22 protein-coding genes and 1 other annotated feature are annotated in these 26,541 nt (G+C 31.8%); of the genes, 17 read left to right on the top strand and 5 right to left on the bottom strand.

The annotated features are described in order from the left end of the window. Window positions 1-259 precede the first annotated feature (259 nt). The 7 genes from J2Z43_RS11305 (at window position 260) to thiI (ending at window position 8,707) form a co-directional block, all read left to right on the top strand. Window positions 260-643: a hypothetical protein gene (locus J2Z43_RS11305; protein WP_209457297.1), complete on the top strand. Its 384-nt coding sequence runs from the start codon at window positions 260-262 to the stop codon at window positions 641-643. Between the two features lie 162 nt (window positions 644-805). Further along, complete coding sequence (locus J2Z43_RS11300; RefSeq protein ID WP_209457296.1) at window positions 806-2,680, top strand: ATP-dependent helicase; 1,875 nt, start codon at window positions 806-808, stop codon at window positions 2,678-2,680. Window positions 2,681-2,753: 73 nt separating this feature from the next. Next, window positions 2,754-2,964: a binding site (T-box leader), on the top strand. Between the two features lie 203 nt (window positions 2,965-3,167). Continuing rightward, complete coding sequence (locus J2Z43_RS11295) at window positions 3,168-3,989, top strand: transporter substrate-binding domain-containing protein (RefSeq protein ID WP_209457295.1); 822 nt, start codon at window positions 3,168-3,170, stop codon at window positions 3,987-3,989. 27 nt (window positions 3,990-4,016) lie between these two features. Beyond that, entirely contained in the window at window positions 4,017-4,670 is a 654-nt protein-coding gene (locus tag J2Z43_RS11290; RefSeq protein WP_027702641.1) for an amino acid ABC transporter permease, read from the top strand. A 53-nt stretch (window positions 4,671-4,723) separates the two neighbouring features. Next, the gene (locus J2Z43_RS11285; protein WP_209457294.1) at window positions 4,724-5,449 is read left to right on the top strand and encodes an amino acid ABC transporter ATP-binding protein; all 726 of its coding nucleotides are present in this window, start codon (window positions 4,724-4,726) and stop codon (window positions 5,447-5,449) included. An 842-nt stretch (window positions 5,450-6,291) separates the two neighbouring features. Continuing rightward, window positions 6,292-7,440: a cysteine desulfurase family protein gene (locus J2Z43_RS11280; protein WP_209457293.1), complete on the top strand. Its 1,149-nt coding sequence runs from the start codon at window positions 6,292-6,294 to the stop codon at window positions 7,438-7,440. A gap of 94 nt (window positions 7,441-7,534) precedes the next feature. Further along, window positions 7,535-8,707 (top strand): tRNA uracil 4-sulfurtransferase ThiI, encoded by a 1,173-nt coding sequence (thiI, locus tag J2Z43_RS11275; RefSeq protein ID WP_209457292.1) that lies wholly within the window; start codon window positions 7,535-7,537, stop codon window positions 8,705-8,707. A gap of 131 nt (window positions 8,708-8,838) precedes the next feature. Here thiI and J2Z43_RS11270 read toward each other — a convergent pair whose 3' ends face one another. From J2Z43_RS11270 to pflB, 3 genes are all read right to left on the bottom strand, one after another. Beyond that, entirely contained in the window at window positions 8,839-9,558 is a 720-nt protein-coding gene (locus J2Z43_RS11270) for a YmaF family protein (protein WP_209457291.1), read from the bottom strand. A 237-nt stretch (window positions 9,559-9,795) separates the two neighbouring features. Beyond that, window positions 9,796-10,530, bottom strand: coding sequence for a pyruvate formate-lyase-activating protein (pflA, locus tag J2Z43_RS11265; RefSeq protein ID WP_209457290.1), 735 nt, complete (start codon window positions 10,528-10,530; stop codon window positions 9,796-9,798). A gap of 2 nt (window positions 10,531-10,532) precedes the next feature. Continuing rightward, window positions 10,533-12,764, bottom strand: coding sequence for a formate C-acetyltransferase (gene pflB, locus J2Z43_RS11260; RefSeq protein WP_209457289.1), 2,232 nt, complete (start codon window positions 12,762-12,764; stop codon window positions 10,533-10,535). Between the two features lie 347 nt (window positions 12,765-13,111). Here pflB and J2Z43_RS11255 point away from each other — a divergent pair, with 347 nt between their 5' ends. The 10 genes from J2Z43_RS11255 (at window position 13,112) to J2Z43_RS11210 (ending at window position 22,541) form a co-directional block, all read left to right on the top strand. Next, window positions 13,112-14,107, top strand: a complete 996-nt coding sequence (locus J2Z43_RS11255; protein WP_209457288.1) for a calcium/sodium antiporter — start codon at window positions 13,112-13,114, stop codon at window positions 14,105-14,107. 89 nt (window positions 14,108-14,196) lie between these two features. Beyond that, window positions 14,197-15,885, top strand: coding sequence for a DEAD/DEAH box helicase (locus J2Z43_RS11250; RefSeq protein WP_051599284.1), 1,689 nt, complete (start codon window positions 14,197-14,199; stop codon window positions 15,883-15,885). A gap of 223 nt (window positions 15,886-16,108) precedes the next feature. Next, complete coding sequence (gene spoIIAA, locus J2Z43_RS11245) at window positions 16,109-16,444, top strand: anti-sigma F factor antagonist (RefSeq protein ID WP_027702634.1); 336 nt, start codon at window positions 16,109-16,111, stop codon at window positions 16,442-16,444. 13 nt (window positions 16,445-16,457) lie between these two features. Beyond that, window positions 16,458-16,880 carry an anti-sigma F factor gene (spoIIAB, locus tag J2Z43_RS11240; protein ID WP_027702633.1) on the top strand — a complete coding sequence of 141 codons (423 nt, stop codon included), beginning with the start codon at window positions 16,458-16,460 and terminating at the stop codon, window positions 16,878-16,880. Window positions 16,881-16,910: 30 nt separating this feature from the next. Continuing rightward, window positions 16,911-17,675, top strand: a complete 765-nt coding sequence (locus J2Z43_RS11235) for a SigF/SigG family RNA polymerase sporulation sigma factor (protein WP_027702632.1) — start codon at window positions 16,911-16,913, stop codon at window positions 17,673-17,675. Between the two features lie 145 nt (window positions 17,676-17,820). After that, window positions 17,821-18,297, top strand: coding sequence for a stage V sporulation protein AC (gene spoVAC / locus J2Z43_RS11230; RefSeq protein WP_209457287.1), 477 nt, complete (start codon window positions 17,821-17,823; stop codon window positions 18,295-18,297). Between the two features lie 99 nt (window positions 18,298-18,396). Continuing rightward, window positions 18,397-19,410, top strand: coding sequence for a stage V sporulation protein AD (spoVAD, locus tag J2Z43_RS11225; protein WP_209457286.1), 1,014 nt, complete (start codon window positions 18,397-18,399; stop codon window positions 19,408-19,410). Between the two features lie 11 nt (window positions 19,411-19,421). Then, complete coding sequence (gene spoVAE, locus J2Z43_RS11220) at window positions 19,422-19,784, top strand: stage V sporulation protein AE (RefSeq protein ID WP_027702629.1); 363 nt, start codon at window positions 19,422-19,424, stop codon at window positions 19,782-19,784. Between the two features lie 351 nt (window positions 19,785-20,135). Further along, window positions 20,136-21,416 (top strand): MFS transporter, encoded by a 1,281-nt coding sequence (locus J2Z43_RS11215; RefSeq protein ID WP_209457285.1) that lies wholly within the window; start codon window positions 20,136-20,138, stop codon window positions 21,414-21,416. Between the two features lie 144 nt (window positions 21,417-21,560). Continuing rightward, window positions 21,561-22,541 carry a carbon-nitrogen hydrolase family protein gene (locus tag J2Z43_RS11210; protein WP_209457284.1) on the top strand — a complete coding sequence of 327 codons (981 nt, stop codon included), beginning with the start codon at window positions 21,561-21,563 and terminating at the stop codon, window positions 22,539-22,541. Between the two features lie 130 nt (window positions 22,542-22,671). Here the strand turns inward: J2Z43_RS11210 and J2Z43_RS11205 are convergent, their stop codons facing one another. Continuing rightward, a complete protein-coding gene (locus J2Z43_RS11205) occupies window positions 22,672-23,454 on the bottom strand; it encodes a helix-turn-helix domain-containing protein (protein WP_209457283.1) in 783 nt (260 codons plus the stop codon). A 212-nt stretch (window positions 23,455-23,666) separates the two neighbouring features. Then, window positions 23,667-26,348, bottom strand: coding sequence for a transglycosylase domain-containing protein (locus tag J2Z43_RS11200; protein WP_209457282.1), 2,682 nt, complete (start codon window positions 26,346-26,348; stop codon window positions 23,667-23,669). Window positions 26,349-26,541 lie beyond the last annotated feature (193 nt).

Genomic DNA, 26,541 nt, shown 5'->3' with positions numbered 1-26,541 from the left:
TAACCCTTTGTAAATAAAAGTATTTTAACAAAACTTATAAAACCAATTTTGTACATTTATTCACCTCCAATTATAGTATAAACATTACCCTGTACGGTAGAGTCAAGAAAAAGTAATAAATATGGATAATAATTATTATAAGATAATCATAACAATACAAAATAAAATTACAACTAGTTTGGTCAAATAATTAGGCTATGGATTATACTTGGTAAAGTGTGTATAATTAAGAGGTAGAATTTAAAGAAAAGGTGATGACATGAGCAAAAAAAAGTCTAAAAAGACTAGAAAAAATAAACAGAATTATAGAAACAATGTAGTAAATACAAAAAAAGAAGTTCAAGAAAAGCAAGTTGATCCACTAACGGTTATTATAGCTAGATCACATATAGTTGTGGCAGTTATTTTACTTGTCTGTGCAGCACTTTCATTTACTAACATCATACCATTTAGTATAATTGCTATTGTAATGCTTCTTTCCTTGGTATTTCAACAATTACTTGTTGGTTATGGTTCATATAAGCAGAAAAATTACTACAAGGTAGTTTATTCAATTGCTATGGTTGTACTAATAGTTATCGGATACTTAATAGTTATCGGAAAGATAGATATAAGCTCTATAAGTGATTACTTTAGGAGATAAATATATATTTATATGAAAAAATAAGAAGTATATTTATTTTATATAAAATTTATATCAAAAGATAAAAAATAATAGTATATCTGTAATTTATGATTATGGATATCTTTTATGTGCATAATTACATAATAGAGTAGCTATAAATTAGGATGGTGAATACTATAGATGGGAAGTTCTTTGTTAAACGAGCTAAATGGCGAGCAAAAACTAGCAGCAAAACATGTTAATGGTCCCTGTTTAGTTGTAGCAGGTCCAGGATCAGGTAAGACCAGAGTTATTTCACATAGACTAGTAAATTTAGTAATAAACGAAAATATATCTCCAAAGAATATTTTAGCAATAAGTTTTACAAAAGCATCTTCTACAGAGATGAAAAATAGAACTATATCGCTTAGCGACGATCACAGAATGGGTAGAGTCAACTTTGGGACTTTCCATTCTGTATTTTTTAGGATACTTAGATATTTTGAAGGGTATGATCTAAAGAGTTTGATAGATGATAAAACTAAAGTAACTGCAATTAAAGGAATAATGAAAAGTTTAAATGTAGAAGATGCCGATGACAATGATGTTATTGGAGAGGTGATCAATGAAATTTCATATGTTAAAAATGAATTGATGGACCCTAGAAGTTTTAATTCAAATATTGTTGAAAAAGGCGATTTTTCGACCTTATATAATATGTATGAGAACTTAAAACATGAGATAAATAAGATTGATTTTGATGATATGCTTATAAAAACATATGAGCTTTTAAATAGGGATAAAAATGCACTTAATGTAGTTAGAAGTAAGTACAAATACATTCTTGTAGATGAGTTTCAGGATATTAATAAGGTGCAATTTGAAGTACTTAAACTTATAGGTACTCCAGATAATAATGTATTTGTAGTTGGAGATGAAGATCAGAGTATTTACGGATTTAGAGGGGCAAGACCCGATTTTTTAGTTGAATTTGAAGAGTATTTTGGAAAAAGTCAAAAGGTAGTTCTAGATTTGAATTATAGATCTTACAGTGAGATCTTAGAGACTTCAAATAGACTTATTGAGAAAAATAAAAATAGGTACAAGAAGGTAATAAAATCAGAGATTGGTTCAGGAGGAAGTGTAAAATACATTACTGCAAAAGATTCTGATGATGAGGCAAATATAATTATCGATGAAATTATTAGAAAAGTGGAAAATAAAAAAGCTGATTACAGCGATTATGCTATAATTTATAGAAATAATATTCAGTCAAGAGCCTTTGTTGACATACTTATAGACAGGAGAATAAACTTCTCAGTAAAGGATATACCTGTTACAATTTACGATCACTGGGCTTGTAGAGATTTAATTTCTTATCTAAAAATAGGGATCGAAAAAGGTAGCAATAATGATTGGATAAAAATAATAAATAAGCCATTTAGATATATTTCTAGGGATAGCATTAATATGGTTAAGGAAGAAGAGGATTTATTATTTGCACTTCTAAATAAATGTGATCTCCATAAAAAACAGATAGAAACACTGGAAGATCTGGATATAGATATGAATTACATAAAGGGGTTAAGCCCAGAGTACGCAATCTCTTACATTCGTGAAACTTTAGATTACGACAGATATATTCTTGACTACTGTACTAATAAAAAAATAAAAGTAAAAGATATTATGAATATACTTATTGATTTTGGAGATTCTGCCAAAAAGTACAATGCAACTGAAGAGTTTTTAAAACATATTGAAGAAGTTAAATCTGAAATATCAAAAAAGGGTAAAGATGATGTAAGTGGTATTATGCTTACAACTATGCACAGTGCAAAAGGACTTGAATTTAAGCATGTTTACATAGTTGGAGTCGATGAGAATACTATTCCATACAAGACTGAGAAAGATAAGGATACTACTGAGTTAGAAAAGCATATTGAAGAAGAGAGAAGACTACTTTATGTTGGTATTACTAGAGCTAAAGAGAGTGTGTGTATAAGTTATCCTACATTTAAGCACAATAAAAAGGTTCAGGGGTCTGTGTTTATTGAAGAAACTAAGAATAAGAAATAAATTAAAATTATTTTTAAAAACTTATTGACAAAGGTATATTAAATGAGTATAATTGTAGTAATAATTTAAATAAATAAATTCTATGAAAAAGAAAGTAACTAATATGGATTTTCAGCGAGTTGGGATGTTGGTGTGAGCCCAGTAATGAAGTGTTATGTGAATAGAACTTTGGAGAAGATTATCAGAAAATTAGTATGATAATAGGTAGCCCGCCTTAAGGGTTTGAGAGGATAAGTAATTACTTATCAAGAAGAGTGGTAACGCGGATATATTTCGTCTCTTAGTCGTTTGACTAAGGGACTTTTTTAATACAAAAATTGAGTATCCAAGTCGAGTGGCTGAACATTTTCTTGAATTAACTATTACTTATCAATAAGAGTGGTAACGCGGTAAATTCGTCTCTTAGTCGTTTGGCTAAGGGACTTTTTTGTATTTGAAATAAAAGATAATTTAGAAATAAAAATAAAAAATGAGAGGGGAAGTAAATATGAAGGGATTAAAGAAATTATTGAGTTTGGGGTTAGTATTGGCATTGGCAGTAGGTGTCGTTGGATGTTCATCAAAAAGTAATGCTACTAAATTAGATCAAATAAAGGAGAATGGAAAGTTAATAGTTGGATTAAATCCAGATTATCCACCATTTGAGTTTCCAAAAGTTGAAAATGGAAAAGACGAGGTTGCTGGATTTGATGTAGAGCTAGCAAATAAAATATCAAAAGAAATTGGTGTAGAAGTAGAAATTAAAAAGATGGGCTTTGATGGACTTATAGGAGCATTAAATGCAAACAAAATAGATATTATACTATCAGGTATGTCGCCAACGGATGAAAGAAAGAAAAGTGTTGATTTCTCTGAATTGTACTATGTTACTAAAAATGCAGTTATAGTTAGAGAAGGTGATGAAGGTAAAGTAAAAACAGAAGATGATTTAAAAAAACTTAACGTTGGAGTTCAAAAAGGAACAATACAAGAAGAGTATGTAAGAGATACTTTGAAAATGGAAAGTATGAAGTCTTTAACTAATGTACCTGATTTAGTACTAGACCTTAAAAATGGAAAAATAGATGCAATTGTTGTAAATGAAACTGTTGGAATGATAAATACTAAGCAGTACGATGGTATTAAGTTAGCTACTTCAGGATTAGGTGATAATGTAGAAGAAGGAATGGCAGCAGCAATTAAAAAAGATGATAACAATAAAGAGTATTTAGAGTTAATAAATAAAGTAATAAAAGATTTAAAAGATAGCGGTGAAATAGATAAAATGCTAGAAAATGCTACTAATTTAGCAGCAAAAGGTGGAAATTAATTTAATGAATAAGTAGGAGATGTAATTATGGATTTTAGTTTTTTAGGTAAGTATTACCCGATGTTTATAGACGGGACAATTACGACAATATCAATATCATTTGTAGCATTATTCTTTGGTGTGATCATAGGCTTGATAGTATGTCTGGCTAAAATATCAAATAATAAATTATTTAATATTTTAGCTTCAATATACATTGAAATTATAAGGGGAACACCGATAATGGTTCAAATTTCTATAGTATACTTTGGTCTGCCTCAAATAGGAATAGATTTCCCGAGTGAATTTGCAGCAGCTGCATTTACTCTTTCTGTGAATTCAGGTGCATATGTTGCAGAGATACTTAGATCAGGGATTCAAGCAGTTGACAAAGGACAGACGGAAGCAAGTAGATCTCTTGGTCTTAGTTACTGGAGCACTATGAGATATGTAATAGTTCCTCAAGCTGTAAAAAATGTATTGCCAGCTTTAGCCAATGAGTTTATATCTCTTGTCAAAGAGTCATCAATAATTTCTATAATAGGAGTTGTAGAGTTGATGTTCGTAGCAGGAATGGTTAGAAATTCATCGTTTATAGCATTAGAGCCATTCTTAGTTGCAGCAGCTATCTACTTTGTCTTAACATTTACATTGTCAAGACTTGTTGGACTTTTGGAAAAGAAAATGTCTGTATCTAATTAGTATCTGATCTAATTAGCTACAAAGAATAAAGTTATGTAAGGGAAAGTGATAATATGATTAGTATAAAAAATTTAGATAAAAGTTTTGGAAATATAAAAGTATTAAAAAATATTGATCTAAAAATAGCTAAAGGTGAAATAGTTGTTATAATTGGTCCAAGTGGATCTGGTAAAAGTACACTTTTAAGATGTATGAATTTATTGGAAGTTCCAACAGGCGGACAGATAGTATTTGAAGGTCAAAATATAGTAGATAAAAAAGCAGATATAGATAAGACAAGACAAAAAATAGGGATGGTTTTCCAAAGCTTTAATCTATTTCCACATAAATCTATTATAGACAATATAAAACTAGCGCCTGTAAAGTTAAAAAAGATGACTAACAAAGAAGCTACTGATAAAGCGGAGTATCTGCTGACTAGAGTAGGTTTACTTGATAAAAAGGATGCCTATCCATCTCAGCTATCAGGTGGGCAAAAGCAGAGAATAGCTATAGCTAGAGCTTTAGCTATGGAACCTGATTTGATGTTATTTGATGAGCCTACTTCAGCACTTGATCCAGAGATGGTTGGAGAAGTTCTAGACGTAATAAAAGAGCTTGCAGAAGAAGGAATGACTATGGCAATAGTAACTCATGAAATGGGATTTGCAAAAGAAGTAGCGGATAGAGTGATATTTATCGATGAAGGAAAAATACTAGAAGATGGAAGTCCAGAGGAGGTATTTAACAATCCTAAGAATGAAAGAACAAAAGATTTTTTAAGAAAAGTGATTTCTTAATATAAATTAAAATGAATAAATTTAGATATAGTAAAGAGGCTATTCAGGAGTATTGGGATAGCTTTTTTTTATATATATAATTTAATTAAACATAAAATAATTTTAAAAAAATTACAAGAATATTTGTAATTATTGCAAATATATAGATAACGTTAAATGGAAAAATATAAATATATCTTTAAATAAAGTCATAGGGGTGATATAAAAACTACTAGTTATTGCTAAAGTTACGAAAAAAAATTAGTGGAAACTAACTGATTAAAATGAATTTATTTGTTTGAAGATGTTTATTTAGATTAGATAAATTTTATGAAAATGTTCGTTTTTAATTTTTTATTTCTGTAATATACATAACAAAGATCAGAAAATATGTTTATAAAAACGAAAAAAGAGCTTGGGGTAAGCTCTTTTTTCTGCGTTAGATTAATTCCCGTAATTAATCTTATTATAATAAATATAAAATATATCTTTATAAAAAGGGGATTGGGAATAGATATATTAACTAACTAGGGTTACCAGGGGGATAACCTTCTTACATTATAATAAAAAAGGACAAAAAATGCAATGATATTAGCTATTTATTCTTAAAAAAATTATTTTTCTCTTATAAAGGGTAATATTGCAAAGGGATACAAATTTTTGTTAACAAAATATCTTTTAATAATCGATAGTGTAAAAGCAAATTAAAAATGATATAATAAAAAGATATGATTTATTGCGATTCGAACGAATTTATAGAGAAAATCATGTTCGAGTTGTTCGCATTTATTATACTTGTGAATTGTAAATAAATTTCGTGAATTTAATATAAAGATAAAATATTTAAAGTAGGTGAAATAGATATGGAAATATATTTAGATAACAGTTCGACAACTAGACCTTATCCGCAAGTTGTAGACAAAATGGTGCAAGCTTTGACAGAAGATTATGCAAATCCATCAGCAGCTCATAGAAAAGGAGTAGAAGTAGAAAAAGAAATAAAAATAATTAGACAAAATATAGCCAAAGTGGTTGGGGCATATGATAAAGAGATTTACTTCACATCTGGGGGAACAGAAAGCAATAATACCGTAATTAGAGGTGTAGCTAATTTATACAAAAAGAGAAAGAATCATATAATTTCTACTAATATAGAGCATCCATCAGTTTTAAATACATTAAAAGATTTAGAGGAAGATGGATTTGAAGTAACTTATTTAGAAGTAGATAAAAATGGTGTAATAGATTTTGAGGAATTTAAAGACTCTATAAGACCTACAACATGCCTAGTAACTATAATGCATGTAAATAATGAGTTAGGAAGTATACAACCAGTAAAAGAGATTGGGAAGTATCTAAAGTCGCTCGATGAAAAAGTTTACTTCCATGTAGATGCCATCCAGTCTTTTGGAAAGATCGATTTTAAACCTTCAAAGTACAATATAGATTTTATGAGTGTGAGTGGACATAAGTTTCATGGGCCAAAGGGCATTGGATTTATGTATGTAAAATCAAATAGCAGAATTAAGCCAATACTATTTGGAGGTGGACAAGAGTCCGGTGTCAGATCAGGAACAGAAAATGTTCCAGGCATATACGGGATCGGAGAGGCAGTAAAAGTTTTATTTGATGACCTGAGCGGGAATATAGAAAAGATGTACTCTCTAAAAGAACTCTTAAAAACAGAACTGCTTAAAATTATAGACGATGTAAAAGTAAACTCACCAGAAGATGGAGTTTGCCACGTGCTAAATATAGCTTTTATAGGAGCTAAAGGTGAGGTATTGCTTCACTATTTAGAGCAAAAAGGTGTTTATGTATCAACAGGATCTGCTTGTTCCGCAAAAAAGAAAGGCAGCCATGTTTTAAATGCAATAGGGCTTACTCCAAAAGAAGTAGAGGGTACAATAAGATTTAGTTTATCCGATATGAATACTGAAGAAGAGATACTTGAGGCCGCTAAAATAATCAAAGAGTCAGTTGATGATTTAAGAAATATAATGAAAAGATAGTTGGTAAAGATAATAGATAAAGAAAGTCTATAAAGAAAAAACATAAATGATAAAAAAACATTGAAAATGTTAGTATAATAGATGGGAGTTAATAATGTACAATATTTTAATAGTTAAATACGGTGAGATAGGTGTAAAAGGCAAGAACAGATACGTCTTTGAAAATAAACTTATAAAAAATATAAAAAATATGCTAAAGCCAATAGGTAAATTTAGAGTATACAAAGAGTACGGAAGAATCTATGTAGATTTAGAAGATTACGATTACGAAGAAATAATAGAAGAAGTTAGAAAAGTATTTGGAATAGTTGGAGTTTGCCCAGCAATAAGAGCTGAAAAAGACTACGATAAATTAAAAGAAATAGCTCTAGCTATGTTAGAAGAGAAAATAGAAGATGGATATAAGTCGTTTAAAGTAGACTCTAGAAGAGGCGATAAGAGCTTTAAACTTACATCTCAAGAGATGAGTATAGATATAGGTGGATACTTACTTGCAAAAGTCGATGGAAGAATCAAAGTAGACGTTAGAAATCCAGAAGTAAAAATTTCTTGTGAGTACAGAGAAAACCACACAATGGTTTACAGTGATACTATAGCTGGATACGGAGGATTACCTCTTGGAACTAATGGCAAAGCTATGTCGCTTTTATCTGGAGGTATAGACAGCCCAGTTGCAACTTGGATGGTAGCAAAGAGAGGTGTGGATGTTGAGGCAGTTCATTTCCACAGTTATCCATTTACAAATGAGAGATCTCTGGAAAAAGTAAGAGATTTAACAAAAATATTAGCAAAGTACTGTGGAAGAGTTAGACTTCACAAAGTAAATATACTAGAGATACAAAAGGCAATAGCTACTCATTGTAATGATTCTGATACAACTATTTTATCTAGAAGATTTATGATGAGAATTGCACAGGAGCTTGCAGAGAAGAGATACTGTGATGCTCTTATTACTGGAGAAAGTATAGGACAAGTTGCATCGCAGACTATACACGGTCTTACATGTACTAATGCTGTTGTAGATATACCAATTTTTAGACCGCTTATTGCTATGGACAAGTCTGATATAGTCAAGGCGGCTGAGGAAATTGGGACTTTTGAAACTTCTGTAATTCCAGAGGAAGATTGCTGTAGTTTGTTTGCTCCTAAAAAGCCTACTACTAAGCCCAAACTTGATAGAATTGAAGCTGAAGAGAGCAAACTTGATGTTGAGAAGTTGATCAAAGAAGCGATTGATAATATAGAGATTGAGGATATTGAATTTTAATTTTTTGTTAGATTTGAGCATGTATCTAGAGATAGGTATGTGCTTTTTTGTATATAAGATAAAACTATAATGTTATAAAACTAATCAAAGGCCACCTTATCCCAAAAAATAAGGTAGCCTTTATATAATATCTATTCACTTATAAGATCCCCCACCAAAGTTGAGAATTGATATTCATGTTTATGATCTTTATAAACATTTGTAAAACCTTCAACTAAGTGTATATGTTTACCGTTTCCAACTGGAATAGAAGGTCCAGTCACTTCATTAATGTAATGGTAATGATCATTAAAATTATCTATTTTATTTTTAATCTCATGACAATGGCTACCATCAGATGAATAAATTGATTCGCTTGTAGCTCCTGCCAGATGATGTCTGTGTAATTCGCCTTCAATACCATAAGCTTTAACACTTACATCATATTCATGAGTATGAACTTGCTCATCTATATTTGAGTCTCTGTTAGTTTCATCTTCTTCAGAATTTATATTCTCAGTAATAGTTTCATCAAAGCTGTATTCTTCATCACAACTATTAGAATCAATATCTTCTTCATGATCTCTATATTCTTCAATTTCATTGACATAATTACTAGTTTCATATTGGTCGTCATCATCGTAATCGAAATATTTGTATAAGTCTATTTGTTCGATAGGGCTACTTTCGTTATCTTCCACAAGAACATAACTTAATTGATGTTTACCAGAATAAAATTTATTATCTAAATAGGTAAGATCATTTTTATTTTTTGTTTCTTTATGGGCGTACTTAGGTTTATCTTTTTCAATAATTTTGTAGTACTTATCTTCATTAAACATCCTATAATACTTTCTATTGTAATAAATCATTAATTCATTCTCCTTTCTATATAAATATATGTCTAAAAATAGAGAATTGTGATTGAATATAAGTTTTTGTAATAATAAATATCATAATAGGTAGAAAAATAAAAAAGCAATTTAGTAATGAGTAATCTAACTCAATTATCTAAATTGCTTTTAGTGTTTTGATTATATCTAATTAAATATTTAAATCAAAGATATTAAAGTGAATTAGCAATCATATTCCAATATCGCTAATAGTTTTTAGGCGTTGTAAACTTGAACTCCAAACTTAGAAACTACTTCGCTAGCTCTTTTAACATCTTCCTTAGTAGCATCAGGAACACCTTTCAGCTCATAGTCTATACCTAAGTTTTCCCACTTATGGATTCCCATAGTGTGGTAGGGAAGTAGTTCAACCCTCTCAACATTAGACAGTGACGAAACAAATTTCCCAAGAGCTTCTAAGTTTTCAATAGTGTCGGTGATTCCTGGAACAAGTACTTGTTTTATCCAAACAGGAATCCCGCGTTTATCTAGATGTTTTCCTAGAGCAATAGCTTTATTTATACTAACGCCAGTAAGATCTTTTGATCCATCGTCGATCATATGCTTTAGATCTAGTAAGACAAGATCTGTATTTTCTAAAATAGGATCAATAACATCTATATCTACATATCCAGAAGTATCAAGACAAGTATGGATAGAATTCTCCTTAGCTTTCATAAATAACTCATTTAAAAACGCTGGTTGTAAAGTTGGTTCTCCTCCAGAAGCAGTGATTCCGCCCCCAGAGAATTTTCTGTATGATGAGTATTTAAGTGCATCAGTAATTATTTCGTCAGCTGTATATTCTTTGCCGAGACTTGGGTTCCAAGTATCTCTATTGTGGCAGTACTTACATCTCAATGGGCAACCTTGAAAAAATATTATATATCTGATTCCTGGTCCGTCAACTGTACCAAATGTTTCTATAGAGTGAATTCTCCCTTTTGTCATAATTAGCACATTTTTCCGTGGAATGTTCTGTTTATAACATCTTGTTGTTGCTCTCTAGTAAGTTTGATAAAGTTAACAGCGTAACCAGAAACTCTTATAGTAAGTTGCGGATATTCTTCTGGATGCTCCATAGCATCTTCTAAAGTTGCTCTGTCAAATACGTTTACGTTTAGATGATGAGCTTTTTGATCAAAGTATCCATCTAACATAGAAGAAAGATTTGAAATTCTTTCGTCCATATTTTTACCTAAGGCACCAGGTATTATTGAGAATGTATTAGATATACCGTCTTGAGAGTACTCGTATGGTAATTTAGCTACTGATGATAGTGATGCTAATGCACCGCTAGTATCTCTACCGTGCATTGGGTTAGCCCCTGGAGCAAATGGCGCACCAGCTTTTCTTCCATCTGGAGTATTACCAGTCTTTTTACCGTACACAACATTTGATGTTATTGTAAGTATTGATTGTGTAGGGTAGGCATTTCTGTATGTTTTGTTTTTCTTGATTTTGTTCATAAAGCTTTCAACTAATTCTACAGCTATATCGTCAACTCTGTCGTCATTGTTTCCGTATTTAGGATAATCTCCTTCGATCTCAAAATCTACAGCTAGTCCATTTTCATTTCTTATAGTTTTAACTTTTGCATGTTTTATAGCTGATAATGAGTCAGCGCAAACTGATAATCCAGCCATTCCACAAGCCATAGTTCTAAATACGTCTCTATCGTGAAGAGCCATTTCTAATGATTCGTAAGAGTATTTATCGTGCATATAGTGGATTACATTTAATGTGTTTACATATAACGTAGCTAACCAATCAGCGAATGGCTCAAATTTATTCATAACTTCATCGAAGTCTAAGTACTCAGAAGTTATTGGCTCAAATCTTGGTCCTACTTGCATTCCAGATAATTCATCCTTACCACCGTTTATAGCGTAAAGAAGAGTTTTTGCAAGGTTAACTCTAGCTCCGAAGAACTGCATTTGCTTACCTATCTTCATTGCAGATACACAACAAGCTATACCGTAGTCATCGCCCCAGTATGGTCTCATTAGGTCGTCATTTTCGTACTGAACTGAACTTGTATCTATTGAAACTTTAGAGCAGAAGTCTTTAAATCCTTTTGGTAAGCTAGTTGACCAAAGCACTGTTAAGTTTGGCTCCGGTGATGGTCCTAATGTGTAAAGTGTATTTAAAACTCTGAATGAGTTTTTAGTTACTAAAGTTCTACCATCAATACCCATACCTCCTAAGCACTCTGTAACCCATGTTGGATCACCAGAGAATAGGTTATTGTAATCTGGTGTTCTAAGGAACTTAACCATTCTTAATTTCATAACGAAGTGGTCCATTAATTCTTGAACTCCATCTTCTGTTATTGCTCCATTTTTCAAATCTCTTTCAAAGTATATATCTAGGAAAGTAGATGTTCTACCAAGGGACATTGCAGCTCCGTTTTGATCTTTTACTGCTGCTAAATATCCAAAGTATAACCATTGTACAGCTTCTTTTGAATTTGTAGCTGGTTTTGATATGTCAAATCCGTATGAATTGGCCATAGTTTTTAATCTATTTAAAGCAACTATTTGCTCGCTTATTTCTTCTCTAAGTCTGATTATTTCTTCATCTATGCAAGATACTTCTAAAGATCTTTTTTGATCTTCTTTATCTTCTATTAGTCTATCAACTCCGTATAGAGCAACTCTTCTATAATCACCGATTATCCTACCTCTTCCGTAAGCGTCCGGAAGACCAGTTATTATACCAGATTTTCTAGCCATCTTCATTTCAGGTGTATAAGCGTCAAATACCCCTTGGTTGTGAGTTTTTCTATATTTTGTAAATATTTCTTTTACTTTTGAGTCTAGAGTGTATCCAAAAGCTTCACAAGAACCTTCTACCATTCTTATACCACCGTATGGCATTACAGCTCTTTTAAGTGGAGCATCTGTTTGTAAACCAACAATTCTTTCAAATTCATGGTGTATATATCCTGGCTCATAAGCGTCTATTGCTGATATAGTCTCAGTGTCTACATCTAATGTACCATTGTTTTCTCTTTCTTTTTTAAATAAGGCTGTAACTTCATTCCATAGCTCTTTGGTGTCATTTGTTGCTCCAGATAAAAATGAATCATCACTCTCGTAAGGTGTGTAGTTTAACTGAATAAATTCTCTAACGTCTACTTCTTTGTTCCATCTTCCTTGGGTAAATCCTTGCCATGCACTCATGTAAATTGCCTCCTTAGATTCTATATTAAAGATGCTATAAACACGAATTATATAATGGTATTTTAATTAAATGATCCGTAATAGTTGAGAATGAATTTCGATGCGATTGAATTTTCAAAAAAAATTCGAATTGGAAAACTTAATAAAAATATCGTTTCATTGTATAATACGCAAAAGCATCTTTTGTTATCTAAGTAAATTATACCATATATTTTATTTGTTTAAACAGAATTTATAAAAACTTTAAAAATGTAAACGGTATCATAAAAATGTAAACGGTATCATAAAATATATAATACACATACATTGCAAGATTGCGCGAAGAAATATATTTTAGGGGTGATTATTTGTTTTTAATAATAGTTTTATTTATAATTGGATTTGTATTAATTACCAAAGGAGCGGATATTTTTATCAACTGTACGGTTGAAATTGGCAGGAGAACGAATATATCTGAAATAGTTTTAGGAGCAACTATAGTTAGTTTTGCAACAACACTTCCTGAGTTTACTGTTTCTGTATTTGCATCATTAGATGGGCACACAACTATGAGTATGGGAAATGCTGTTGGTTCTATTATATGCAATACTGGTCTAGCTTTGGGATTGGTAGTATCATTAAGTCCATTTAAAGTAGATAGAGATATGTTTGTTCATAGGGCAGTTTTACTTATATTATCTTTAGTTGTTTTTTTAGTGTTAGGAATAGACGGAGAGATAGGTAGAGGAGATTCAGCTATTTTATTATTAATGTTTGCCTATTATATGTACAGCAATTATAAGGGAGTTAAAAATCCAAAAGGTATTAAAAGCAGAGAAATAATGGGTAGGTATTCTAGACATTTAAAAAGAAATGAAAATAAAATTAATGTAGAATTTTGTATAAAAGATATTATAAGAATAGGAAGTTTATTTATTATTGGGTTGATAATGATGATTATTGGATCTAGACTCCTTATAAATAGTGGAGTTAAGATAGCTATTTTTATGGGAATTCCCCATGCGATAGTTAGTTTAACAGTAATAGCACTTGGCACATCGCTTCCAGAGCTTGTGTCATCTCTAACTGCTATAAGGAAGAATCACCATTCTATATCAGTAGGAAATATTATTGGAGCAAATACACTTAATTTACTCTGTGTGATAGGGGTATCAGCCATTCCAAATAGATTGCCGATTTTATCCCAAAATAGACTTTTAGATTTTCCTTTCATGATATTACTTATTTTTATATTGGTAATTCCTACTTTACTAAAGAACAAAATGTACAGAATTCAAGGGATAGCCATGCTTTCTACATATATAATATATCTAGGAACTTTGTATGTTATGTATATTATTTAACATCAGTACATAAAATATAAATTGCAGAATAGTATTTTAAAGTATATAATGGATAGGTTAAGATAATTTAAAACGGAGAGGAATAATATATGAATATAACAAAATTTGAAGATTTACAAATAAACGAAGGGATAAAGAAAGCTATCTCTGAAATGGGATTTGAGGAACCATCTCCTATTCAAGCTCAATCTATACCTGCTGTTCTAGCAGGGCAAGATATAATTGGACAAGCCCAAACTGGTACGGGAAAAACTGCGGCTTTTAGTATTCCAATATTAGAGATGATTAATCCAAATGATAGAAGCCTACAAGCTGTAGTGCTTTGCCCGACAAGAGAGCTTGCAATACAAGTTTCTACAGAAATAAGCAAGTTAGCTAAATATTGTCCTGGAATTAAAGCTTTACCTATTTACGGAGGTCAAGCTATAGATAGACAGATAAAGTCATTAAAATCCGGTGTACAAATAATAATAGGGACACCAGGACGTACAATAGATCATATCAATCGTAGAACGTTAAAAATGGACAATGTAAAGATGGTTGTTCTTGATGAAGCAGATGAAATGCTAGACATGGGATTCAGAGAAGACATCGAGATGATTCTTAGCAAAACTCCTGAAGATAGACAAACAACTTTCTTCTCAGCAACTATGCCAAAGGGAATCTTAGATCTTACTAGGAGATACCAAAAAGATCCAACTCATATAAAAGTAGTTAGAAGAGAACTTACAGTTCCAAATATTAAACAGTACTATATAGAGACTAGAGCGGCAAATAAATTAGAAATATTATGTAGACTTGTAGATGTATATAATCCAAAACTATCAGTTGCTTTCTGTAATACAAAGAGAAAAGCAGATGAGTTAGTTGGAGATTTACAAGCTAGAGGATACTTTGCAGATGCACTTCACGGTGACTTAAAACAAGCCCAAAGAGATATAGTAATGGATAAATTTAGACATGGTACAATAGATATTCTTGTTGCGACTGATGTTGCTGCTAGAGGAATAGACGTAGACGATGTAGAATGTGTATTTAACTACGATTTACCACAAGATGAAGAATACTACGTTCATAGAATCGGTAGAACTGGTAGAGCTGGACGTGAAGGAATGTCTTTCAGTTTCGTGTTTGGTAAAGAAGTAAGAAAGATGAAGGATATTGAGAGATATACTAAATCTAAATTAGTGAAACATGAAATACCTACTATTTCAGATGTTGAAGAGAAGAAGGTAAGTGCTTTCTTTAAAGATGTTAATGAAACATTAGAAAAAGGAAACTTAACTAAGCAATTAAAATGGATAGAAGAATACTGTGAAAATGTTGATTATTCAACTGTAGATGTTGCAGCAGCACTACTTAAATTATCTCTAGGAGAAGAATTAAGTAAAGAAATAATAGAAGAAAAACCTAGAAGAGATCGTGGTGAACGCGGTGATAGATCTCGTGGTGATAAAAAAGTTGTAGCTCAGAGTGGTATGATCAGACTATTTATAAATGTAGGTAAAAACCAAAGAGTTCAAGCTAAAGATATAGTTGGAGCTATAGCTGGAGAAGCTGGAATTCCAGGAAGAGTAGTTGGATCAATAGATATTTACGATAAGTATACTTTTGTTGAAGTACCAAAGAAAAATGCAATGACTGTTCTTGAAAAGATGAAAGATATCAAGATCAAAGGAAATAAAATTAATATAGAAAAAGCAAATAAAAGAGATAACAAAAAAGAAAATAATTACAAAGATTACAAAAAAGAAGTAAAAAAGAGACACCAACAATAAGATACAATTAACTAGTAAAAGATAATAAAAGAATACTAGTTATATTAAAAATAAAAAACTCGTAGCATTTGTAAAAAAAGACATTTAAATATTGGGTCGATGCCCGCTTATAAATATAGTAATTTTTAGGAGACAAAACTAGTCATTTTTCACTGAAGGATAAACAACTAGCTTATAGAACTAATTAAAAGTTACTATATTTTTATTTTAAGGAGGGACATCGATGTTTACATATTCTTTTCAAGACAAGAATCTTTTTATAGAGTTTGATTGTTCTGAGCTTGATCATCACATAGCGAGTGAGATTAGGGAAGAGTTGGATGCACTGTTAAATGCCAATCAAGTCAGAAATATCGTGTTTGATTTTGAAAAAATCAATTTTATGGATTCTTCAGGCATAGGTGTAATAATCGGTAGGTATAAAAAAATATCTAATGAAGGCGGAAAAGTTTCAGTTATAAATATTAATGACAGAGTAAAAAAAATCTTTGATCTGTCGGGGTTAAATAAAATTATTAGCATTTACGAAACGTATGAAGAAGCAGTAAGTTCTTTGTAAGGAGGAGTGGGTTATGAGTAATATTATGGAAGTAAAATTTTCTGCTAAATCTGAAAACGAAAGTTTGGCAAGAGTTATAGTGGCATCATTTGCAGCAAAGCTGGATCCTACCCTAGATGAACTAGTTGATATTAAAACAGCTGTTTCAGAAGCTGTTACAAACTCGATTATTCATGGCTATGAAGAAGATGAAGACAAATTTGTTTACTTAAAATGTGTAATTGATGGAAATACGATAAAAATTACAGTTGAAGATGAAGGATATGGTATAGAAAATCTTGAACAAGCTATGGAACCACTCTATACATCTAAACCAGAGCTTGACAGATCAGGTATGGGCTTTACCGTGATGAAGAGCTTTATGGATGATGTAAATGTTAGTTCTATTAAAGGACAAGGAACTAGAATTGAGATGGCTAAAAAGATAAATGCCTAAATAAAGTCCGAAGAGAATTGAGGTTTTATTATGGGGACAACTGCTACGAGAGAAGAAAAAAAGAGACTTCTTACCCATGAAGAGACTCTTGAGCTGATTGAGAGAGTTCAAAATGGAGATGAAGAAGCTAAGGAAATATTGATATCAAGTAATTTAGGTTTAGTTAGAAGTGTGGTTTCAAAGTTTTTAAATATAGGGTACGATAGAGATGATTTATTTCAGCTTGGATCTATTGGACTGATTAAATCTATATATAAATTTGATCCCAAATTTAACGTTAAGTTTTCTACATATGCCGTTCCAATGATTTTAGGAGAAATAAAAAGGTATTTGAGAGATGATGGAATGATAAAAGTTTCTAGATCCCTTAAGCAAATAGCTGTAAGAGCTAAAATGCAAAGTGAGATTATGACAAAGAAACTTGGACGCGAGCCTAGTGTTGAAGAGCTTGCGAAGATTTTAGAAATAGAAAAAGAAGATTTAGTTATGGCTCTTGAAGCTAATTTCAGCGTTGAGTATTTGCATGGAGTTATACACGAAGAAGAAGGTGCTCCTATATGTTTAATAGACAAAATAAGCATGCAGGGTGAGTGTGAAGAAGAAAAAGCAATAGACAATATACTTTTAAAAGATATTCTGAATAAATTAGAAAAACGTGAGAGACAGATAATAGTACTTAGATATTTTGAAGACCTGACTCAGAGCGAAATAGGTCAGATGCTTAATATTTCACAGGTGCAAGTTTCAAGAATCGAGAAAAAAGTGCTTTCAAAGCTTAAAGAATACATAAGTTAAATTTTAAATATAAGCGCTTAAAACCAAATTGAAAAGTAATATTATAAAGAATACTTTATAAGATTTAAACTCTTAATTCTAAATATTAGAAATTAAGGGTTTATTTTTTTGCTTTTTACAGATAATAGATATGAGAGGTGTTTATATGGAAAATAAAAAATATAAAGAAGTTTACCTTGATAATAATAAAAAATATCAAGAATATGTGGAAAAGATCAGTCCAAAGCCTACATTTGTAAAAAACTATATAAATGCGTTTGTTGTAGGAGGGCTGATTTGTGTACTAGGTCAGTTTATAAATAATATTTGGACAAATTCTTTTGGTTTAGATAAGCTTGCAGCGGCAACTTCAACATCTATTACGCTAATATTTATAGGTGCTTTTTTGACAGGTCTTGGAGTGTACGACCTATTGGGAAAAAGAGCTGGAGCAGGTTCTATTGTTCCGATAACTGGGTTTGCAAACTCAATAGTTTCGCCAGCTATGGAGCATAAACAAGAAGGCTATGTAATGGGTGTTGGTGCAAATTTATTTAAAGTTGCTGGTCCTGTACTTGTTTACGGAATAGGCTCATCAATACTTTGTGGTTTTATTTATTATATTTTTTTAATGATAAAGTAAATAATAAAGCGAAAGTATTAATTTAGCTAATATTGCTTAATTTCAAAGAAATAAATTAAGGTGAAATACTTAAAATGTAATTTTAAAGGTGTGTGTGTTATGAAAAACAAGAGAATTGGTAGCAGAACAGTTAAATTGGAAAACAATCCGACAATAATATCAGCATCTTCAATTGTCGGCAAAAAAGAGGGAGAAGGACCTTTAAATGAGTATTTTGATCTTGTACTTACTGACGACATGTATGGAGAAAAGAGCTGGGAAAAAGCAGAGAGTAAAATGCTCAAAACCTCAATGGAAAATACAGTTAAAAAGTCTGGAAAAGAATTAAAAGATGTAGAGTACATGTTTGCTGGTGATTTAATAAATCAGATTACTCCAGCATCCTTTGCAGCAAGAGAGTTAGATATACCATTTTTAGGGATATACGGGGCGTGTTCTACCATGTCTGAGGGAATTAGTTTAGCTTCTATGATAGTTGATGGAGGTTTTTCTGATTTAGTACTTGCAGGAACTTCAAGTCACTACTGTACTGCAGAGAGACAGTTTAGATTTCCGTTAGAGCTAGGTAATCAAAAACCTATGACAGCACAGTGGACAGTAACAGGTTCTGGAAGTGTTTTGATAGCACCAAATGGAGACGGTCCAAAAGTTAAATATATTACTATAGGAAAAGTTGTAGACAAAGGAATTAAAGATGGAAACAATATGGGAGCAGCAATGGCTCCATCTGCAATAGATACAATATACTCTTACTTTAAAGATACAAATGATGACCCAGATAGTTTTGACGTAATTGCAACAGGGGATCTAGGAATATTTGGTAAACAAATATTGGTGGATATACTTAAAGAAAAAGGCGTAGATATATCTAAAACACATATAGATTGCGGTATAGAAATATTTGATCTAGAAAAGCAAGATGTACACTGTGGTGGTAGTGGATGTGGATGCTCTGCTACAGTATTTACTGGGTATATTTATCAAAAACTAAAAAATAAAGAGTTCAATAAAGTAATGTTGGTGTCTACAGGAGCTTTGTTGTCTCCAACGAGTACACTACAGAAAGAGACTATACCATGTGTGGCACATGCGGTGGTAGTAGTTAATGAATAGGAAGTGATATTATGTTGATGGAGTATTTAAGAGTATTTTTTGTAGGTGGAATTATTTGTTTGATAGCCCAGATTATGATGGATCAATTTAAAGTACAGTCGCCTTATGTACTAGTTAGTTATGTAACCAGCGGGGTGATTTTGGCATTTTTAGGTATATACGAACCTTTAGTAAAATTCGGAGAAGCTGGTGCGACAGTACCAATAATAGGATTTGGATATTCTTTAGCAGAAGGAGTTAAGAAAGCTATTGATACAGACGGGTTTATTGGAATATTTACAGGAGGTACTATTGCAACAGCTGGCGGTATTGCAGCTGCAATATTCTTTGGTTATACTATGGCAGTTATATTTAAATCAAAGCCCAAGCCATAAAAAAATAAACAATATTTAATAATTAAAATAAAAGTTAAAAGTTCCCCTTAAAGTAGACGATATAAAAATTGTTTACTCTAAGGGGAATTTTTATAAAAAAATTAATTATATTATTTGTCGTAAAAATACTTATATTAAATTATATTTTATGACTTTTAGAACTATTTAGTTATAAAAATACGACATTAGTCTCATTTTGAGAGTTAGATCTTGATGATATAATGATTACAATTACTATATTAGTTAACTAATGACAGAATTATTTTTGAAAAAAGACTAATCTATCCGGAATTTAAAAACAGTAAGATAAGAAATACATTAGACTTTTATAAAAATAAGGGAGTGAACTAAATGGCTAACACTGAAGGGACTAATAAGAATAATGCTTATGGTTGGTATATAGCAATATTAAGCGCATCTATAGGTTGCTTGCTTTCAGCAGGTTTCCCCCAATTCTCTATGGCAGTAGTATATTTATCAGAAAAGATGCAGGTTTCACAAGATATCTTACTTATTGGAGACACAGTAAAGACTATAGCTGTTGTTATCTCGATGATGATTTCGGGATTTTGTTTCAAAGCATTAGGAGCTAAAAAGACTATTCTACTCGGGATGTTACTTACTGTAATCCCTCAGTCGATTTTTCCCTACAACAACTCAGTATTTATCTTTTTTGTTCTAAAATTTATTCAAGGTTTCACATCGATAGTATTTCCAGTATTTTTACTTATAATTATGGACTGGGTGAAAGACACTCAAACAGGAATAGCTACAGCAGCATTTAATGGTATATTTTACGGTGGTGGTGGTATTGGAGCTACATTTGCCGGATTTGTTATCAATAAATGGGGCTGGGTAGCCTCATTTCATGCAATAAGTATAGCTATAGTTGCGATATGTCTTCTGTGGATTTTCACAGTTAAAGAAAGGGAACATTCTGCAAATGAATTGGCAGCAGAGGAAACTGTTAAACTTGAAGCACAAAGTTCTAAGAAAAAAGGAGTATCTATTTCAGTTCTTTTAAAAATGCCTGTAGTATACTGCTTAATACTAGCATTTATACCTACAACTTTCGCTGTGCAAGCTATTTCAGTAGATTTACCGCTTTATGGGAGTTCTCTAGGTTACAGTGAAATTCAAAATGGAAACCTTGGAGTAGCAGTTACAATAGGTATGATATCAGCTTGTCTAATCTCTGGTAAATGCTCAGACTACTTTGCATCAAAGAGCAAAAATAAAGCAATAGGAAGAATAGGTGTACTGATGGCTGGTTCTATTATAATAGTTGCATCTATATTAGTATTGCTAATTTCATCTTCTGGAAGTTTTAGTGTACTTTATGCAGCAGTGTTATTTTTCTCTTTTGGGGCATCTTGGGGACTTGGCGTTTTTTACTCAGTTCTTCCAGATGTGTTTAGCGAAGAAACCCTTACAATTTCGACAGGCTTTATCGGTGGATTCGGAGACATGATGATGCCTATAGCTCCTTTTGTTGTTGGAGTTATATTTGGAGTGAGAGGTCTATGGACCGTTGGGTGGGGAGTATGTGCTGCCCTTGCGTTAATAGGTGTATTTGCATGTTTGACCCTGATAAAAATAGTATCCAAACATAATGGTAAATCTATTGCTTGATTAAGCAATTTCAATTTAGTTAGTGTATCATTTGAGTGGTGTTTCGGTAGATTAAAATTATTTTGTATTGTATATTTTAACGAAATTGCTAAATAAATGAAATCTTAAATTTTAAAAAATAATAGTAAAAAAGGAGGAAGTACTATGGGAAGATTTTTAAATGTAGGGATAATTCAAATGCCAGTTGATCATGATACAGCAGTCAATCTTAGATATATTGAGAAAAAAACGAATGAATTGATGTCAGCATATCACAAACCGGAGTTAATAGTTGGAGTGGAGTGTATAGAAAGCTTCACACCTCAGTATATTCCTGGATCAATGACAGAGTTTTTCAGCGGTATTGCAAAAAAACATGGAATTTATTTTATACCTGGAAGCATGTATGAAAAACACGACGATTTGCCAAAGGGTAAGTTCTACAACTCGGCACCTATTTTTAATCCAAATGGTGAACTTATAGATGTTTACCGTAAAATGGCTCCATGGAGACCATCGGAAGATTTAGCAGAACCAGGTAAAAAATACGTTGTATTCGATATACCAGAAAAAGATACAAAAGTTGGAGTGCAGATTTGCTACGATCTAAATTTCCCCGAAATTTCAAGAAACGAAACTTTAATGGGAGCAGAAGTGCTTGTTAAATTGACTCTTGATCCACAGGAGCTATACGGTCTAAATAAAAATGTACATTTTACACGTGCTTTAGAAAATCAAGCGTTTTTAGTATCCACAAATTGCGTAGGATTCTTTAATGGAGCTCATCTATATGGAAATTCATTAGTAGTAAACCCAGAAGGACAACTTCTATGGGAAGCAGGTCAAACTGAAACTATATGTACAGTTACACTGGATTTAGATTTAGTAAGGAGATCTAGAGAGTATGGAACAATGTTTTTAGATCACTACCTGCAGCATCTGAGAGACTACAATTTTCCGATGCCTTACGCAGATGATATTACAAGTGCACCCATATTTAAAGGACTTAGAAAGACTCCTACAAATATAGATGAATATGAAGCTGATGTAAAACCAGTTGGAGTTTGTGAAATTGGAAATAGAAATGAAGTAGATATCGATTTTAATAAATTAGAAAAGAATTTAGAAGATTTCTTAGGAAAATAGATTTTAAATAAAGTAATAATTAAATTAACTAAATAATATTTAAAAAGTTATCTCAAAGATATACAGTAAAGTCTTTTAGATAACTTTTAATTTTCTACTTATTCAGGATACACAATTACACAAGAAATAATTAATTTTTAGTTAATTTTAACAACTGGGTTCTATTAGAAACACCGAGTTTATTATATATATTTACAATGTGTTTCTTTAGAGTATTAATAGAAATATACAGCCTTTCAGAAATTTCGCCGTTGGTAAGATTGTCTACAATTAATCTTAAGACTTCAGATTCCCGCCTAGTTAAGTTGTATTGGGTCGATATAATATGAAGTTGAGAGAATTTTTTAGATAGGAGATCTTTATTTTTTGAATGTTTTGGAAGATAAAAAGACTTGTACAAACAAAGTGACAAGTGTGTTTTTAATGTTTCTAGTATAAAGATATCTTTTTCTGAGTAGTCCCCAGATGCTTGTGAATTATAAAAAGATACAACACCCATAAATTGACTTTTGTGTGCTAAGATTAATTGAACGCAGTAATGGAGGTTTTTAGATTTGTAGTACTTTTTATAGTATTCAGTTTGAATCCTCATCTCTTCAATCATAAAGTCAGTTTCTTTATAGACCATACATTTTCCAGATATCATGATATCTTTTAGGTAGTCTAGATCTTGTCCATTTAACAGATATTCTTCAAGATTACTCATTGTGAGTTCTCCATGAGGCATTGGATACGATAAGAAGCCATTATCTTTGTCATCTGATAGAAAAAAGCATGTTGCAGTACTTGGAATCAATAAATTAATTTGTTCTAAAAATTTTTTTTGAACGTCCCTATAGTCTTCTGCTAAATTAATTTTATAAATAATATCATTTAGCACTATCCATTCATTAGTGGTAAGTATTTTAGACATATAATCACTTCCTAAATTTTTCATATATTATAGCATAGATCAATAAAAACTTAAATAATTAAGAAAGCTATTTGTTAGCATTATGATGTAATTAGTATTTAATATTTACATTTACTAAATTGAAGATATAATATTTAGCTGTATTCAAAACATAAAAATAAAATTATTTTAGATTAAAAAAGGCACTCTTTTGAGTGCCTTTTTTAAGTAAACTATTCAGTTACGCCGCCAGTATTGCCACCACTAGTGCCGCCATCACCACCGCCATTATTACCGCCACCGGTATTACCACCACCGGTATTACCACCACCAGTATTACCACCATCAGTGCCGCCATCACCACCGCCAGTATTACCGCCACCGGTATTACCACCGCCAGTGTTACCACCATCGCCATTATTGCCACCGCCGGTATTGCCACCACCAGTTGGTGGATTTCCTCCATCTCCGTCTCCATCGCCATTTCCATTACCTTGACCATTATTACCTTGATTCTCATCAGTATTAGGTCTGTTTTGGTTAGCTTGTGTTGGAGAAGGTTGAGAGCTGTATCTTGTTGGAGATGTTCCTTCAATAAATGCAGCTTTTGATCCAGTTGATTGTCTACCGCCATCGATAAGATTTATCTTAGCGAAGTAAACCTTGCTTGGAACTTCAAAGTCTGCAACATCTAAGTTTTTGTGAACTTTAGACATTACTTTTGACCATAATGTAGCAGCTGTTCCACTACCACCACTGATACTTCTACGAGGTATAGATTTTTTATTTTTATCAATACGTGAATCATCCCCTATGTACGTAGCACCTACATAGTAAGGAGTGTATCCAACGAACCATACATCTTTTGAGCTGTTTGTTGTACCAGTTTTTCCAGCGACAGGCATTCCATTTGGAATGTTAGCTTTTTTACCTCCACCTTCACTTACAACACCCAGTAGCATATCTGTCATAACGTACGCTACTTCAGGTTCTACAACTTTATGTTCCTCTGGAGAATTCTTTACAAGAAGCTGACCATCGAATGTCGTAATCGTAGTAAATACAGTTGGTTGAACGTAAACTCCACCGTTAGCTAGAGTACCATATGCTGATGCCATTTCAAGTGGAGATATACCTCTAGTCATACCACCTAAAGTAAGGGCAGGGAAAGATCTATCTCTTGTATCAACCTTACTATCTCTAACACTTGTGATACCGAAATTTCTCAAGTAATCTATCATTATATCGATACATTCTTCCTTTGTATCTCCAAGCATCTCAGCAGTTTTAACTGCTATAGTATTTGAAGAAAATTCTAGAGCTTTACGAACACTCATAGAACCTTCACCTTTTGTTGTAGTATTAGGGCTCCATCCGTCATAATCAAACTTATATCCACCTTTTTGGTCGCTTAGTTTAGTAGATTGAGTGATCTCAAGAGTATCTATAGCAGGTGTATATACAGAAAGTGGTTTGATAGTAGAACCAGGCTGCTGGGCTATTGTAGCTCTATTTAATGCTTTTTTATTTTTTATATTTCTACCGCCGATTAATCCTCTTATTTCACCATTCTTGTAGTCTAGTATAACCATACCAGATTGAGGTTGTATAACCCCATCTTCACCGACTACATTGTCTGGGAAGTTTCCTTTTTTATCATACTCTTCTTCTATTGATTCCTGTATTTTAGGATCTATAGTAGTATTTATTGTAAGGCCACCATTGTAGTATAAGTTTTTAGCCTCATCTTCAGTATTACCTTGATCGATAAGAGCTTGAACAACTTCTGATTCAATGTAGTCTTCAACAGAGTTTGCAACTTTTTCTTTTTTATCTGGAAGTTTAATTATAATTTCTTCAGCTAAAGCCTCATTGTATTGAGCTTGGGTAATTTTATTAAGAGCAAGCATTTTATCAAGTACAATTTTTTGTCTATCTTTAGCTTCAGGGTTGTTTATAGCTTTTCTGACAACCATAGTTCCAGCTTTTAATTGTTTATATTGATCGCTTGTTATAAGATCCCAATCATCGAGCTTTTCTACCATATCAAAATCAAGTTGATTTGGATCGTCTAAATCATCTTCTGGTGTATTTATAAATAACAATAATTTGTGTTCCAAATCAGCTTTTGTTTCATTTCCATCCAATTTTGAAGTCTTATATGCAGAAAATCTAGATGGATTTTTAGTTGATCCGGCAAGCATAGCTGATTCAGCTAATGTAAGGTCAGATGCTGATTTATCAAAATATCCTCTAGCACCAGCTTCAGCACCAGATAACCCCTTACCTACGAAGAAAGTATTTAAGTAAATTTCAAGGATCTTATCCTTTTTAACAGATTTACTCATTTCATAAGCATAATAGATATCTTTGATTTTACGTGGAAGACTTTGCTCACTTGTTGTAAGCAACATCTTTGAAACCTGCATTGCTATTGTACTACCACCTTGTTTAGTACCAGTTATCGTTTTTAGTACTGATCTCGATAAACCTTTAATATCAACTCCATTATGTTCATAAAAACGCTCATCTTCAATCGATATTACTGCGTTTTGTAAATTTTTTGATATTTGATCGAGAGCAACTGGTGTTCTTTTGTTTATATTTGGAGCAATTGCCAAGTTTTCTCCAGTAGAGTACTTAATTGTTGTTGATTGATGTGTTTGCTTATCAAGAAGAGCTTCTGTTACAGGCTGCACATCTCTTAAAGATGCAAAAACAAGACCTGCAGCTGAAGCAGCACCAACAACAAATAAAACCAAGAATACAATACCGGCTATTCTTAGATTTCTAAATTTATCTCTCCTTTTAGGTTTAGATTTCTTCTTTAATTCATTTGAATTGCCTCCGTTAGCAGAAGAACTAACTTTTTTTCTTCTTATCTTATTTTGGCTATTCTCATTATCTTTGTTCATAAGTTTAACCTCCTTACTTAATCCAATATTATAACATAAACGGAAGTAGTTGTGTATTTTATCAGAAAAAATGAATTCACCGTAATATTTTAGTGAAATAGTACACTAAGATTTTACCATATTTCTAAGTAAAAGTTTTATATAAATATTTTTTCCAAATTTTAGAATAAATACTCCTTTTAAACAAAAATAC

Origin of the sequence: Metaclostridioides mangenotii (assembly GCF_017873185.1) — a bacterium.
Classification (GTDB): domain Bacteria; phylum Bacillota; class Clostridia; order Peptostreptococcales; family Peptostreptococcaceae; genus Metaclostridioides; species Metaclostridioides mangenotii.
This window is presented reverse-complemented; position numbering and strand designations above follow the sequence as displayed.